Origin of the sequence: Marinitoga lauensis (assembly GCF_004135675.1) — a bacterium.
In the GTDB taxonomy this organism is placed as follows: domain Bacteria; phylum Thermotogota; class Thermotogae; order Petrotogales; family Petrotogaceae; genus Marinitoga; species Marinitoga lauensis.
The window spans coordinates 12,548-26,726 of the sequence record NZ_QHLX01000007.1; the positions used below are offsets into that span (position 1 = coordinate 12,548).

At 26.8% G+C, this 14,179-nt stretch carries 15 protein-coding genes and 4 pseudogenes; 6 read left to right on the plus strand and 13 right to left on the minus strand.

Features of this window, described 5'->3' with window-relative positions; translation table 11 throughout:
• Window positions 1-7 precede the first annotated feature (7 nt).
• The 6 genes from DJ007_RS19415 to DJ007_RS12245 form a co-directional block, all read right to left on the minus strand.
• The gene (locus tag DJ007_RS19415; protein WP_276318779.1) at window positions 8-142 is read right to left on the minus strand and encodes a hypothetical protein; all 135 of its coding nucleotides are present in this window, start codon (window positions 140-142) and stop codon (window positions 8-10) included.
• Window positions 143-219: 77 nt separating this feature from the next.
• Window positions 220-549: a radical SAM protein gene (locus DJ007_RS12235; RefSeq protein ID WP_129409846.1), complete on the minus strand. Its 330-nt coding sequence runs from the start codon at window positions 547-549 to the stop codon at window positions 220-222.
• Between the two features lie 173 nt (window positions 550-722).
• Entirely contained in the window at window positions 723-1,136 is a 414-nt protein-coding gene (locus DJ007_RS12240; protein ID WP_165974165.1) for a radical SAM protein, read from the minus strand.
• Window positions 1,133-1,273, minus strand: a complete 141-nt coding sequence (locus tag DJ007_RS14915; protein ID WP_165974166.1) for a hypothetical protein — start codon at window positions 1,271-1,273, stop codon at window positions 1,133-1,135. Before DJ007_RS14915 ends, DJ007_RS12240 begins: the two co-directional genes overlap by 4 nt.
• 108 nt (window positions 1,274-1,381) lie before the next feature.
• On the minus strand, window positions 1,382-1,519 hold the full coding sequence (locus DJ007_RS14920; RefSeq protein ID WP_165974167.1) for a hypothetical protein: 138 nt from the start codon (window positions 1,517-1,519) through the stop codon (window positions 1,382-1,384).
• A gap of 161 nt (window positions 1,520-1,680) precedes the next feature.
• Entirely contained in the window at window positions 1,681-1,860 is a 180-nt protein-coding gene (locus DJ007_RS12245; RefSeq protein ID WP_129409848.1) for a hypothetical protein, read from the minus strand.
• A gap of 247 nt (window positions 1,861-2,107) precedes the next feature.
• On the opposite strand from DJ007_RS12245, the gene DJ007_RS18220 reads away from it, so the two are divergent.
• A complete protein-coding gene (locus tag DJ007_RS18220) occupies window positions 2,108-2,569 on the plus strand; it encodes a hypothetical protein (protein WP_129409849.1) in 462 nt (153 codons plus the stop codon).
• Window positions 2,570-2,646: 77 nt separating this feature from the next.
• Window positions 2,647-3,528 (plus strand): hypothetical protein, encoded by an 882-nt coding sequence (locus tag DJ007_RS18225; protein WP_240739600.1) that lies wholly within the window; start codon window positions 2,647-2,649, stop codon window positions 3,526-3,528.
• A gap of 50 nt (window positions 3,529-3,578) precedes the next feature.
• On the opposite strand, the pseudogene DJ007_RS20890 reads toward DJ007_RS18225, so the two are convergent.
• The 3 genes and pseudogenes from DJ007_RS20890 to DJ007_RS20520 form a co-directional block, all read right to left on the minus strand.
• Window positions 3,579-4,370: pseudogene (locus DJ007_RS20890) on the minus strand (sugar ABC transporter permease); the annotation flags it as partial.
• A 995-nt stretch (window positions 4,371-5,365) separates the two neighbouring features.
• Window positions 5,366-6,169, minus strand: coding sequence for a hypothetical protein (locus DJ007_RS12265; protein WP_129409851.1), 804 nt, complete (start codon window positions 6,167-6,169; stop codon window positions 5,366-5,368).
• Window positions 6,169-7,948: pseudogene (locus tag DJ007_RS20520) on the minus strand (ABC transporter permease subunit). The gene DJ007_RS12265 and the pseudogene DJ007_RS20520 overlap by 1 nt, the downstream one beginning before the upstream one ends.
• Window positions 7,949-8,117: 169 nt before the next feature.
• On the opposite strand from DJ007_RS20520, the gene DJ007_RS12275 reads away from it, so the two are divergent.
• From DJ007_RS12275 to DJ007_RS12290, 4 genes are read left to right on the plus strand one after another with little or no spacing between them, the layout of a single operon-like run.
• Window positions 8,118-9,224: a THUMP domain-containing class I SAM-dependent RNA methyltransferase gene (locus DJ007_RS12275; RefSeq protein ID WP_129409852.1), complete on the plus strand. Its 1,107-nt coding sequence runs from the start codon at window positions 8,118-8,120 to the stop codon at window positions 9,222-9,224.
• A 16-nt stretch (window positions 9,225-9,240) separates the two neighbouring features.
• Complete coding sequence (locus DJ007_RS12280) at window positions 9,241-10,416, plus strand: HD-GYP domain-containing protein (protein ID WP_129409853.1); 1,176 nt, start codon at window positions 9,241-9,243, stop codon at window positions 10,414-10,416.
• An 8-nt stretch (window positions 10,417-10,424) separates the two neighbouring features.
• Window positions 10,425-10,634 (plus strand): HD-GYP domain-containing protein, encoded by a 210-nt coding sequence (locus DJ007_RS20525; RefSeq protein ID WP_129409969.1) that lies wholly within the window; start codon window positions 10,425-10,427, stop codon window positions 10,632-10,634.
• A gap of 58 nt (window positions 10,635-10,692) precedes the next feature.
• Window positions 10,693-11,790, plus strand: a complete 1,098-nt coding sequence (locus DJ007_RS12290) for an extracellular solute-binding protein (protein ID WP_240739604.1) — start codon at window positions 10,693-10,695, stop codon at window positions 11,788-11,790.
• A 135-nt stretch (window positions 11,791-11,925) separates the two neighbouring features.
• Here the strand turns inward: DJ007_RS12290 and DJ007_RS20530 are convergent.
• The 4 genes and pseudogenes from DJ007_RS20530 to DJ007_RS12305 form a co-directional block, all read right to left on the minus strand.
• Window positions 11,926-11,970, minus strand: a pseudogene (locus DJ007_RS20530) (hypothetical protein); the annotation flags it as partial.
• Between the two features lie 29 nt (window positions 11,971-11,999).
• The gene (locus DJ007_RS16350) at window positions 12,000-12,221 is read right to left on the minus strand and encodes a hypothetical protein (protein WP_206076374.1); all 222 of its coding nucleotides are present in this window, start codon (window positions 12,219-12,221) and stop codon (window positions 12,000-12,002) included.
• Window positions 12,218-12,589 (minus strand): OadG family protein, encoded by a 372-nt coding sequence (locus DJ007_RS12300; protein ID WP_129409854.1) that lies wholly within the window; start codon window positions 12,587-12,589, stop codon window positions 12,218-12,220. Before DJ007_RS12300 ends, DJ007_RS16350 begins: the two co-directional genes overlap by 4 nt.
• Window positions 12,590-12,603: 14 nt before the next feature.
• Window positions 12,604-14,155, minus strand: a pseudogene (locus DJ007_RS12305) (acyl-CoA carboxylase subunit beta).
• Between the last annotated feature and the right edge of the window lie 24 nt (window positions 14,156-14,179).

Consider the following 14,179-nt stretch of genomic DNA (forward strand, 5'->3'; position numbering starts at 1 on the left):
CCTTCCATTAAGAAATACCTAAAATCTTTTTTAGATGTTTTTCTTTTAATTTTGGAATCAATCTTAAAGATAATTCTGTCATTTTTTGAGAATATATACACCAATATATATTTTTATCATCAGAGGAACCTGTGAGTTTCAAATCGTTATAACTACATCCATGAGAACATGTATATCTATTCCAACATTTTTCACATTTTTTAAAACTAAAATTTAAATTTATTTTTTTATTCCTGAATTTATATTTCCCATTTTATATTCTATTTCTGATGAATATCTATGACAGGGATAAATATCGCCTTTTATATCTATAGAATAGGTTGTTTCACCTAAACCATAACTAAATGCATTTCTAATTTTAGGCATAAAAATTCTTCTAATATGATCTGTAAATAGCCCAAATGGGAAATCATCATGAACTTTAATATATTCTACAATGTATTCATAGAGATTTTCAAGTTGAGACAATAATTTAGGATAAGTATTTTTAATATTAGGATTTAAAATATCTGGTGGAACATTAACTTCTCTAAATCCTAATTTAAGCAAATCATCATATATCTCTACTAAAGATATATCAAAATCAAAATAGGTACCTATAGCATGTACTTTTTTTATTTTATTTAATAAATAATCTAAATTTTTTACTATTAAATCATATGAATTTTTTTGATTTATTAAAGGACGTTGAAAATTTTGAATATTCCTTCCACCATCAATACTTACTGCAACACCAAAATTATGTTCATAAAAAAATCTATTCTTTCTCTACTTAATAAAGTTCCATTTGTAACTATATGAAATTGATAAGATTTTTCTCCTAAATATTTTTTATTAGTATATTCTACAGTATTTATAATTTCTTTAAATGCTAATAAAGGTTCTCCACCAAAAAAGATGATATATGCTTCAGCATCTTTAGGAGTCATTTCCATAAATTTATCAATAGCTTTATAAGCAATTTCTGATGGCATTATTCCTTTTTCTTTTCCGTAATCTCCATGATTTGCAAAACAATATATACATTTTGCATTACATATATTGGCTATACATAAAAACAATCCATAACGTTTATTTTTTGTATTTAAATTTTGATATTCATCAATCTTAGTAATCCTATTTTTATAAAAATTCAATATATTATTTTTTCTTTTTCATCAACAGAACTATTCAAAGTTTCATATTCATTTTTATCTAAATAAAACAATTGTTTATAATCTGGTAAATATAAAAAGAAATTAAATTTATCTCTAAAAACATGATATTGAATCATTTATTTAGCTCCTTTCTTCTAATAATTCATAAAAGTATATTAAAATATCAAAATATACTATCCACAAGGATAGCATAAAAGCTATCCCTATTTTTCTATCCCTGCTTTTTAAGTTGTAAATTTTGGCCAGCTATCATCTGAACCACATCCTGCATATTCACAAGATAATATAATTTGTGAATCTTTTACTAAATCTTTAAAATAAGGATTAATTAAAGGTTGTTTAATTTCAACTTTGTGTTCCATTAAAGTATTCCTCCTTTCAAAATTAAATTCACCCATAATCTTTAGCGCTAAAGAAAAATCAGCCGACTGAAGAATTTTTGGTTTAGTTTACAAAAACACATTATATTACAAAAGTATCATATGTTATAATATTAATAAAACAATTGAGCATAGAATTGTTTTTATTCAGAAACTTCAGTTTGAATATGAAGATTGGTTGAATGAGTAGCATAATCTTTATTATCATCTCCTGCAAATACCATTGATGAAAATATAATAATTCCTGTGAGTAATAATATAATTATTTTTTCATATTTTCCACCTCCCATTTTTGATTTTAGCATTTCTAACATGGTTTTCAAGTCTTTTTTGACTTCTGTAAATATGTTTATTTCTGCGTTTCAGAAGATGCCAAAACAACTTTTAAAATTTTTCTTATTTTATCACTTTTTTTAATATTATATTACGTAGTTCAAATGATGATTTCACGCTAGTTATAATATTGTTCTCATTTTTCTACCAAAATACTCCGTAATTTGGTTGTAATAAAAGAGTGATGTAAATAAAACAATACAACTTAGTAAAATACTTTTTAAGAAGGTGATATTTTTGAATAATTATAGATTAAAAAATATTATATTTATCGTTCAACATGGTTCGTTTTCAAAAGCTATAATCAATTACTTACTGGATATAATTGATGATGAAAGTTTAAGATATTATTTATTGTTATTAAAATCGATATGGGATTCAAAATATAGAAATGCTTTTAAATATGCAAATAAAGTGATTTCAACAACAACAACAATATTGAGAGAACTTGCAAGATTTGAAAAGATATGGATATTATCTTTGAAAAAAAGACAAAATAATATGATTGAAGAAATTAATATACTCAAAAACAATTTATCGTCTCTTCCTGATTATGCAAGAAATTTAATAATTCCAGGATTAAAACTTTTGGGAATAAGATTAGATATAGATGAAAACTTGAGAATTTATAGTCAAAAATACGAAGGATATAAAAATCAACAATCAATAATAAAATATTCAGAAGCAAGAAAAAAATAAAAAAAGAGAATTACAATAAAGCATACGAATTATTTATAGAAGGATACTTTCTTGCAAAAGAGTTTCCTCATCCTACAATGATTTGTTCTGGATTAAATAATGCTGCATGGTGGATAAGAAATGAAGATAAGAAAAGAGCTTTAATTACAATTAATTTACTTGAATATTATATTGGTTATTATTTTGAAGATTTGAAATATATATATAACTGGTTGGATACAATTTTTGAAGTCAGAAGAATTAATAATGATCCAGGGATTTCTGAAGTATATAATATAGTAAATGGCTTAAAAGAGTTTTTTAATGAAATAAATATAGATAAGAAATTTAATAGAAGTTTTTATTCAGAAGAATTTAAAAGAGAAACAAAAAAGATATTCAAAGAAAATATTGTTAAATTTAAAAATCAAAAAGAAACAAAAATACCGGAATTATTTTTTGCAACATATACAGCATTAATAGAAAAACCACATTTTACAAAAATTCATGTTTTAAGATTGATTTTTGAAGGAAATAAAGATAAAATCATTAAATACTTCTCAAGGGATTATGAGAAGATGTATTTTTTTAACTTGATGCTTTCAGATTTTGACGTGAAAGAAGTTGAAAAAAGATTATTGAATCCAGAAGATTTTAAAATTGCTGAACATAATATTTCAGCATTTTTTATTGGAAGAAAAAAACTCATCATTGAGCTTTTTAAAAAGGTGAAGAATTTTAAGGAATTAGTTCTTCATTATTTTGAGCTTAATGATAAGGAAATGAGAATATTTGATGTGTTTTTGAGAAATTGTGTTCGATATGATATTAAATGGCATATTACACCTTATCCTGAAGGTAAAATCAAAGATTTTGCAATAAAATATGGTCCTGGTCAAAAAAGAGTTGCTTTAGGTTATTACTCTTTTGAAGATGATGAAAGAGCTTTTCTTGACTCTATTATTGAGAAGTTTATATGAGAAGGTATAATAATGCCCCGGCATAAGCCGGGGCATTATTATTGTCATTATTATCCTTTTACAGAACCCTGGGTTAATCCACCAACTAAGTATTTTTGCATTGATAAGAATAGTAATACCATTGGAACTGCTCCTAACAATGCTGCAGCTGTAAATAATCCCCATTCCGTTTCAAACGGACCTGATGTGAATGTTTGTAAACCAACAGCATATGTGAAGTTTTGTTCACTTGATAATACAATTCTTGCAAGAACAAATTCATTAAATGTGCCCATGAAAGATAATATAGTTACAACAGCTAAAATAGGTGATGCTAATGGTAGCACAATTAGCCAGAATGTCTGAAATCTTGTTGCGCCATCAATCATAGCGGATTCTTCCAGAGAGTCTGGTATTGTGTCATAATATCCTTTGATGAGCCACATATTAAAAGAAACACCACCCAAGTATACAAAAATCAATCCGGATAATGTATCCAATCCAATAAAGCCAAAGTAATCTCCCATAAATTTAAGCATTCCATATAATGCAACCATGTACATTATTGCAGGGAACATTTGAATAAGCATTAAATATAGTAAGCCTTCTTTTCTTCCAACAAATCTCATTCTACTGAATGGATATGCTGCAACAGCTGTTATCATCACTGTTAAAATGGAAGTTAAGCCTGCAACAATAATAGAATTTAACAACCATCTTAAGAAAGGTTTTCTTTGCTTTGGATTCCAATTATCCAAAAGATCATATATATTTTTATCAATATTTCTTAAATCAGATTTTAATGTTTTGTATTTTATAGAATCTGCCAGATCTGAAACAATTCTTGAAGCCCTTGAAAGATTAGCTTTGGCTGGGCCATATTGCGAATTGTATATTGATGAAATTTTCATTACCGGTACAATGTCAGCAGTATAACCACCATAATTAATTTTTAAATAATCATATGAGTTGTTTTCAAGTTTTTCGAGATTTGGGTTTATTTCAGATATTATTTTTTCAAAAGAAGCTTTACTTTTCAAAAATTTATCATTAGCTTCTTCAATATTTTTTCTTAATGTAAATATGTTTAGATCTTTTTTAGAAGGTTTATAAAATTCAAATAATTTAGAACTTAGTATATCTGAGAAATATTCTGATTCATAATAATTAGAAATAGGTATTTGAGCTATGCTTTTTATAATAGCAAATTCACCATATTTTTTTAATTTTTTAAAGTTTTCCAGAGTAGATTTGTTTTTGCTATATAATTTATTGTATTTTTCCTGGGTTGTTCCTAGTCTGGTATTTAGTTGGTTAAGGGTATTTTGATAATTTTCAAGTTTTTCAAGATTTGTTTTTAGATTTAAAGTTAGAGAGTTTAATGTGTTTAATGTTGTTTTTACACTTTTTATTGTTTCAACAAGAGTTTTATATGCTGGTGATACATATTCAAGATCTGGGTTTATATATTTTAGGTTATTTTTTAACCATACAAATGATTTTGTATAAGTTTCAATAGCATTTTTATAATTTTCGAAATCAGCAAGGCTTTCCATATTTTTATTTATTTCTAAAAATGTATCTGAAATATAGTTTATATCATTATATAGAGCTATAACATTACTATTATTAATTTGTTGATTTTTATATTTTTTAAATATATTAACTGCAGATTCTATTTTTAAGCTATCTGGTGCATAAATTTCTAGCAATGAAGATAAATCATTATTATACTTAACTATTAATGATTCAATTTTAGATATATTATTTTTTGTAATAGAAATATTTTTCTGTATATCTTTTATTTCACTTTCATATGAATTTATGTTTTTGAGTTCTTTTCCAAGCATTTCTTCTTCTAAATTTTCAAAATATGAATCAATTTTTTTGCATTTGATAAAATATCGTTCCATTTATCAGTAAGTTTTTTTACTTCAGGAGCTAAATTTAAAATATTTTCGTTGTTTTCTATTTTTAACCATTTTTTATATGTTTTTATTTTCCATAAAATATATTTAGGTGATGTAGAAAATATTGTTGATAATGTATTTTGGTAATATTTTTCGTTTTTTGCTGTTTTGGGGATTTTATTTAACATGATCAATATTTCATTTCTTAATTTATAATAATCACTAATTAAATTTTTTAAATTGTTTATTTCTACTGATATTTTCTCTATAGTAACATTTGAAGTTATAGATTTTTCAATCTCTTCTAAATTTTTTAATTCGGATACTCTTGATTTATTTATATCCTTGATAATGTCTTTTTTGTTAATTTCTAAAGAAGATAATAGATTTTTAAAATTGGAATCAATTTCACTTAAGTATGTATTTGTTTGTGAAATATAAGTGTTAAAATCAGATAATTCACTATTTAATTTTTTATTAGCTTCTTCCAGACTTAGTTGAGAATTTTTCCCTATAAAATGTGCAGTTCCGTTTATATCCTTTATTAATTCTGGAACAGTAGCTCTTGGAAATAATAGATCTCTATAATAATTTAAGGTAATTCTCGATGAGAAAAGCTTTGGTGAGAAAGCAGCATTATCTCTTCTTATGGATGTAGTTACAACCCATACTAAAGGGAATAGAACGAGTACAATAACAATAATTAAAAATATATGTCTTAATATATAATTTTTCTTTTGTATCATAGCCATTATCTGCTCACCTCTTCAAAAGCACCTGATAATTTGAAGTTGAAATAACTTATTGCTGAAACTATAGCGAAAATTAGAATAGATATTGCACTGGCAAATCCAAAATCCTGACCTCTTGAACCTTCAAAAGCTAATTTATATGTATATGAAATTAAAATATCTGTGGAACCTGCTGGTGTGGTTGCACCAGGCATTGCCGGACCACCACCAGTTAAAAGATATATATTTACAAAGTTATTGAAATTAAAAGCAAAACTACTTACTAACAGAGGAGTTAAAGAAACCATTAATAACGGTAATGTGATTTTTCTAAATTGAGTCCATCTGGTTGCACCGTCTATAGAAGATGCTTCATACAATTCATCTGGAATACTTTGCAAAGCACCCAGAGTTATGGTCATCATATATGGAAAACCCAACCAGGTATTCACAATTAAAACAGCTACCTTTGCCCAGAAAGGATCATTTAACCATTTTATTGGTTGCAATCCTAAGTTTGTGATAATAAATCTGTTTATGATACCATATGTTTCATTGAAAAATCCATTTCTCCATATTAATACAGAAATGAAGGCGGGACAGCCCATGGAATAATCAATAATGTTCTATATAATACTCTACCTTTCATCAGTTTATCATTAAGCATTAAAGCTAAAATCATACCAATGATAAAGCTAAGCAATACGCTTAAAGCCGCATAAGTAAAGGTCCATGAAAATATTTTTAAAAAAGGGCCTGATATTTTAGAATCTTTTCTTATCCTATCAAATTGATATGTTCCGACAAATGAAGAATATCCGATTAATCTTATTAATTCTCCTTTTTCGTTATAATCCCAGAATGCACTATCTCTATCCACTAACTCTTTATTTGTTCTGGTATTAAATATTATAGTTTTATATGTTTTTTTGTTGTTTGAAAAAATAGGTTTTACTCTTAGTTCATATATTCTATAGGCTTCTGAAAATCTTTTGTAAATATATCTTGAAGATAATCTATATTTTTTGCCATCATAATTTGTAAGTTCTAAAACTCCTAAATATTTCTGTCTTAAAACAGAATTGTAATAGGCAGCATTTTTGAATGTATCTGGATCAGTTGGGGAATAGAAATATACATATTTAGTTCCATCTTTTGATTCAAAGCCAAGAACATTGTTCATTTTCTCTTCAATGGATAAGTTTTTAAATGTATTATCAAGTTTTCGTTTTAAAAATGCAGTATAAGTATTACCATTAATGGAAACTGTCATAGAATTTTCGTTTACAGGTTTTAAATTCGCAGAAGCGTTTTTGGGATTTCCTTTTGAATCATAAACAATTTCTTTCGGTTTTTCTGAGAGTAATATTTCTTTATCATTATATAGTGCAATCAAAAAATCTTCAGTAGGTTTGAAATTCTCCAGTTTTACAAAAATTTTGAAATTATAGCTATTGCCATTTTCTGGTTCGTATAGATAATTTGGATCGTTTAAAAGGATCTGAATAGCTTGATCCTTGTGAAGAGGTGACCAGTTCCGTAGTTTGTAAAAGCAGTTCTAACAGTATAATATATTGGATATACAGTTAGAATAAATAGAAAGAACATTGCAGGCAAGGTATATCTATATGGATATCCTTTTTTTGAGAAAATAGCCACATTTGCTAATACTACAAAAGCTGCGATAACAATTGCCAGTCCATAATTTCCTAAACCGGATAATATAAAAATAGACCATATTAATCCGGCATTCATTAGAGCAATTACCGTGTATAACAAAATCTTACCAAGAGTTTTCATGGTGTCCCTCCCTTAAAATGTATGAAAAATTTTGATTTTTGGCTATAAACAATAATACTCAAATATTATAACATAAAATTGGCTTTTTTATCAATTTGAAAATAAAATATTATGTTAAAAAATAAATGTTATAATAAATATAATAAATAAAATTAAAAGAGGTGCGAGAATGGAATATATAGCCTTATGTGCTTTAGGTTTAGAAAAGGTACTTTCTAACGAATTAAAAAAAATGAATTATAAGATTGAAAAAGCAAATGATGGGATGGTTGAATTTTTAGGAGATGATTATGATTATTATAAATTAAATGTTCATTTGAGAACAGCTGAAAGAATTTTTATAAAAATAGGAGAGTTTAAAGCAGAAACATTTGATGAATTGTTTGATGGGATTTTAGATATTCGTTTATCCCGTTTTTTACCAAAAAATGGGAAAATAGTTATTGATAAAGTTAGAACTGCTAAGTCTTCTCTTTATAATCAATCTGTTATTCAATCAGTTGTAAAAAAAGCTATAATTGAGAAGTTAAAGAAGGAATATAATTTGAAATTTTATAATGAGGAAGAAGGAATATATAAATTGCGCGTTTATATAAAACGTAATAAAGTAACATTAGCATTGGATACAACTGGTGAAGGATTGCATAAAAGAGGATATAGAAAATTGGTGAGTGAAGCACCCCTGAGAGAAACAATTGCAGCAGCGATGATTTTAAAGGCGGGTTGGAAAAGAAAACATGTTTTAATAGATCCTTTTTGTGGTTCTGGAACAATTCCCATGGAAGCAGCTATGTATGGGTTGAATATAGCTCCAGGATTATACAGACATTTTTCATTTGAATTATGGTATAATTTTGATAAAAAAAGATTAGGTAAGACTAAAAAAGAAGCGGTTGATTCTATAAAATATACAGATTTAAAAATATATGGTTTTGATAAAGAATATAAAATGGTAGAAATAGCAAAAAGAAATGCAGAGAATTTTAAGTTAGATAAGTATATACGATTTGAAAGAAATAATATGGAAAGTATAAAATTGGAATATGATGAAGGGTATATAATTACCAATCCACCTTATGGGGAAAGAATAAAAGATAAAAAACATGCAGAGAAAATATATGAACAAATGAGATATTTGAGAAAAAAGTATCCTAAATTCAAATACTCTATAATAACTTCTCATGAAAAATTTGAGGAATTTTTTGGAGCTAAATCTGATAAAAAAAAGAAAATAATAAATGGCAAACAAACTTTATATATATATGAATATAAATAATCAAGGAGAATGAAGAATGGATAAATATTCATTGATAAAGGTATTTAAAAAACAAAGTATTATTTTATTAGGTTTGGTATTTTTATTTCTATATCCGGTAACCATATATTTTAACATAAGAGACGAGATTAATTATAAGAAAAATGTTTTTAATAAAATATCACATATATTTTTTACTGAAATTACGAAAGAAATTGATAATAATTTGAGTATGGCAAAAAAAATAATACTTGAGAATCCTCCGCAAGAAATATTAAATTCAATAAAAGAAGTTGGAGCGTTTGGAGGATATTCTGTTATAAAAGATAAAGAACTTTTTAATTATTCTTTTGAAAATAATAAAGTTATATTAAAAAAGGTATTTTTACCTATTGCTATAAGAGAAGTATTAAGAAAAATAAATTTTGATGGGAACTTTGTGATAGTATCTTTCAAAAAAGAGGTTATTTGTTCAGATGAAAAAAATATAGAAAAAATAAATTTTAAAAATATAAAATTAATTAATAAGAATATTATAAAATTAAATGGTAAATATTATTATGTGAGATTTAATGATAGTACATATAGTGTATATCCAATATATATATTATTGGATCTCAATTTGAATTTAATAAATTATATTTTGAAAAGTAGCGTTCAGTGGATGGCTGTGATAATTATTATATTTTTAATATCTTTCTGGATAGATAAAAGATATTATATAAAAATTCAAAATAGTATAGAAGAATTTTCTGTAGCAGTTGAGGAAATTGGTAATAAAATTTTAAAAGGTGAAAAGACAGATTATACTATTTCCAATACAAATATAAAAGAAATAGATGATATTGGAAGAACTCTGGATATTATGTTTAAAAATAATATAGAATATATCGAAAAAAATAAAAATCTTATACAGGAAATTATAGTTTTGTTGGGAAATATTTCTGAATTTAGAGATGAAATAACTGGTAATCATATAATTAGAGTTGGAAAGATAGCTGAGATAATAGCTTCAAAAATTTTTGAAGATAAAAAAATAGTAAGAGAATACTATTATGCAGCACAAATGCATGATATTGGAAAGATAGGAATACCGGATAATATATTATTAAAACCTGATAAATTAAATAAAAAAGAATATGAACAAATGAAAGAACATACTAAAATAGGATATAGAATTCTGAAAAAAATAGATGATGATTTTTTGATTTAGCAGCGAGAATAGCTTTATATCATCATGAAAAATTTAATGGAAATGGATATCCTTATGGACTTGAAGGTAAAGAAATACCAATTGAAGGGAGAATAGTCGCTATTTGTGATGTGTTTGATGCATTGGTTTCAGAAAGACCTTATAAAAAAGCTTTTCCGATAAATGATGCAATAAAAATAATAAAAAAGAGAGTGGAAAACATTTTGATCCAGAAATAGTAAAAATATTTCTTGATAATATTGATGAAATAAAAAAATATTATAAGGGGATGTAAATATGAAAATGCGAAAATTAGTTATTCTGATAATCATTTTGATATTTACATACTTTATTATTCCAAGAAAGAATCTCACGATAGTCACACAAATGTCGGAAAGCGAAACTAAAGGATTGGAAAAAATATTGAAATCTTATAGTTTGACTCATTTTATCAATTTTGATATAAAAAGGATTCCTTTTTCAGGACATTTTTCCAGAATTAAAGAGATTATGGATTCTGGCCAGAAAGTAGATATAGCAAGAGTTGATATAAAGATGCCAGAATGGTTTAAAAAGTATATTTATGAAAAACCAAAATTACAAGCGGTTGATTGCCTTGTAATGATATATAATAAGAGGTATGTAACTCATCTTCCAAATTCGTTAAATGAATTATGGGATTTCATTGAAGAAAATACAATAGATATAAATGGGAAAAATTTTAAATCTCCAAATTTTGATAAAAACAAAATAGATAAATATGCAATGTTTTTGCCATATAATTCAGGTTGGTGGATGAGTACAATTTTTGGAAGTGAAGATAAAAATTTTTTAACAAAAAATGTAAATAAAGAAAGATTTATAAAAATAGCTGAGAAAATCAAGTTTTTATATAAAAATAATCTTATTCCAAAGTTGTCAGAAGATTTTTATGATGATATGATGAAAATGTTTTCTCAAAATGAGGTAAAAGTAATATATAATGGTCCATGGAGCTTTTCTACCCTAAAGGAGAAAAAAGTGGATTTTGGAGTTGCTTTATTGCCTAAAGGGAAAGATACAAGGTTTTCACCAATGGGTGGTCAGCAATGGGTAATTTTAAATAATACGAAGTCTGTTAATCAAGTTTTTAAATATCTTTCAAGTGATAGAGTGGCTGAAAAATTTTATAAATATAACAGGACAATTATGCCAAATGAAAAACTCTTAGGAGAATTAGAAAAGAAAGGTGATATAGTTGCAATGCAATTAAAAATGGCAACACCTATTGACAATAAAATGGATTATATTCTTTATAAATTTTTTAGTGATGATTTTATTAAGTATTTAAATGATAACATTAATTCAGAACAATTATTCAATAATTGGTTAAAAATGATAGAAAAGAGGAGCTAAAGCTCCTCTTTTATGATATTATTATTAAATCCTGATCGCCGTCTATATTATCTCCTTTTTTAACAAGTATTTTTTCCACAACCCATCATAATCGCTAAGAATTTCATTTTCCATTTTCATAGCTTCAATTACCAATAATTTTTGTCCTTTTGTTACTCTATTTCCTTCAGCTACATTAATATCTACAACTACTCCTGGTAAAGGAGCTTTTACAACATTTTGACCCCTGAAACTGGAGCAGTAACGGGTTGAGGTTTTGGTTGTGGCTTAGGAGCTGGTTTAGGACCAACATTTTGAACAGGAGGTGGTGTAGGAACAGATTCAACTTTTTGTGTTTGAACAAGTTGAGAAACGGTATTTTCAACACCTAATTCTTCTACTTCAACTTCATAACTTTTACCATTAACTTTTACATTAAATTTTCTAATCATTTTCTCCCTCCTAATCTTTTTGCTCGCCATGTCATGGTAGGCGGTAACATTCCCCACATACTCTGCTTTTTATTTTTTGTTATAGTAGTGGGTTTTATGCTCTTTATTCTATATGATTTATTTCCAATGAACATTGAAACTGCTCCCGTAATAGCGGCAACTATTTCGCTATCATCTTCAGCTTCTTTTGATAATTCGATATTATTTATAGGTTTTGGATTTTGATGAGGAATATTTATTTCTTTTTTTACTTTTTTTTCATTTTGAGGTGAAATAAATCTAAAAAATACAAAAAACATACTTAGAATAAATAAAACTAAAAACACAATCGCAATTCCTACAAACGTAATGGACAATACATTACTCATAATCACACCACCAATTATAATGGAATATTTCCATGTTTTTTATTTGGTCTTGCTTCTGCTTTTGATTCGGACATAAATAATGTTTGAATTAAAACTTTTCTGGTTTCTCTGGGGTCTATAACATCTTCGATATAACCTCTTCCAGCTGCAACATATGGATTAGCAAATTCTTTTTTGTATTCTTCAATTTTTTCCATTCTGGTTTTTCTGGATTTTCAGAATTTTTATATCTTTTCTAAAGATTATATTTGCAGCTCCTTCAGAACCCATAACAGCAATTTCAGCTGTAGGCCATGCAAATACAAAGTCTGAACCAATATGTTGTGAAGCCATAGCAATATATGCTCCACCATATGCTTTTCTTAAGATAATAGTTAATTTTGGAACAGTAGCTTCACTGTATGCATATAATAATTTAGCACCATGTCTTATTATTCCTCCGTGTTCTTGATTAACGCCTGGCAAGAACCCGGGTGTATCAACAAATGTGATAATAGGGATATTAAATGCATCACAAAATCTAATAAAACGGGCAGCTTTATCAGAGGAATTTATGTCTAAAGCACCTGCTAAGAATTTTGGTTGATTGGCGATAATTCCCACGCTTTTTCCGCCGATTCTTCCAAATCCAACCACTATATTTTGGGCATAGTATTTATGAACTTCAAAGAAAGAATCTTTATCTAAAACTAAATTCAATATATCTCTAACATCATAACTCTTCTTTGGATTTGGTGAAACTATATCATAAATTGCTTCTGGTAAATCAAAGTTATTGTCGAAATCAAAATCTTCTGGAGTTTCAAGATTGTTTGATGGTAGGTATGACAATAATTTTTTAGTAATGTTCATAGCTTCTTCATCTGAATTTGCTACAAAATGAGCTACACCACTTTTAGCGTTATGAGCCATAGCTCCACCTAATTGGTTTTTATCAACATCTTCACCGGTAACAGCTTTTATAACCTGAGGTCCAGTTATAAACATTTGGGAGGTTTTATCAACCATAATTATGAAATCTGTTATAGCTGGTGAATAAACAGCACCTCCGGCACATGGACCTGCAATAATAGTGATTTGTGGAATAACACCAGAAGCTAATGTGTTTCTATAAAAGATTCCGCCATATCCATATAAAGAGTCTACACCTTCTTGAATTCTAGCTCCACCTGAATCGTTAATACCGATTATAGGCATGCCATATTTCATAGCCATATCCTGTAATTTCATAATCTTTTTAGCATGCATTTCACCTAATGAACCACCTTGAACGGTGAAATCTTGTGAATAAATAGCTACTTTTTTACCGTTTATTGTTCCAATTCCTGTTATTACGCCATCATAGGGAAATGTTTTTTTGTCTAATCCAAAATTTGTACTTCTATGTTTCACAAAAATATCTGTTTCCACAAATGATCCTTCATCAATTAAAAGTTCAATTCTTTCTCTGGCAGTTAACTTTCCAAGTTTATGTTGTTTCTCTATTTTTTCAGGTCCGCCGCCTTCAAGTAACTTTTCTTTTCTTTTTAAAAATTCTTCGTAAATTTCCTGGAACTTTTCATCCATTTAATACACTCCCTTCAAGAGGAT

What these genes read in the sequence shown, in the direction of transcription:
- DJ007_RS16350 (WP_206076374.1), bottom strand. Translation starts at nt 12,221, where the DNA reads ATGATTAGAAAATTTAATGTAAAAGTTAATGGTAAAAGTTATGAAGTT.
- DJ007_RS12265 (WP_129409851.1), bottom strand. Translation starts at nt 6,169, where the DNA reads ATGGCTATGATACAAAAGAAAAATTATATATTAAGACATATATTTTTA.
- DJ007_RS14915 (WP_165974166.1), bottom strand. Translation starts at nt 1,273, where the DNA reads ATGATTCAATATCATGTTTTTAGAGATAAATTTAATTTCTTTTTATAT.
- DJ007_RS12300 (WP_129409854.1), bottom strand. Translation starts at nt 12,589, where the DNA reads ATGAGTAATGTATTGTCCATTACGTTTGTAGGAATTGCGATTGTGTTT.
- DJ007_RS12290 (WP_240739604.1), top strand. Translation starts at nt 10,693, where the DNA reads ATGAAAATGCGAAAATTAGTTATTCTGATAATCATTTTGATATTTACA.
- DJ007_RS12280 (WP_129409853.1), top strand. Translation starts at nt 9,241, where the DNA reads ATGGATAAATATTCATTGATAAAGGTATTTAAAAAACAAAGTATTATT.
- DJ007_RS12275 (WP_129409852.1), top strand. Translation starts at nt 8,118, where the DNA reads ATGGAATATATAGCCTTATGTGCTTTAGGTTTAGAAAAGGTACTTTCT.
- DJ007_RS14920 (WP_165974167.1), bottom strand. Translation starts at nt 1,519, where the DNA reads ATGGAACACAAAGTTGAAATTAAACAACCTTTAATTAATCCTTATTTT.
- DJ007_RS18225 (WP_240739600.1), top strand. Translation starts at nt 2,647, where the DNA reads ATGATTTGTTCTGGATTAAATAATGCTGCATGGTGGATAAGAAATGAA.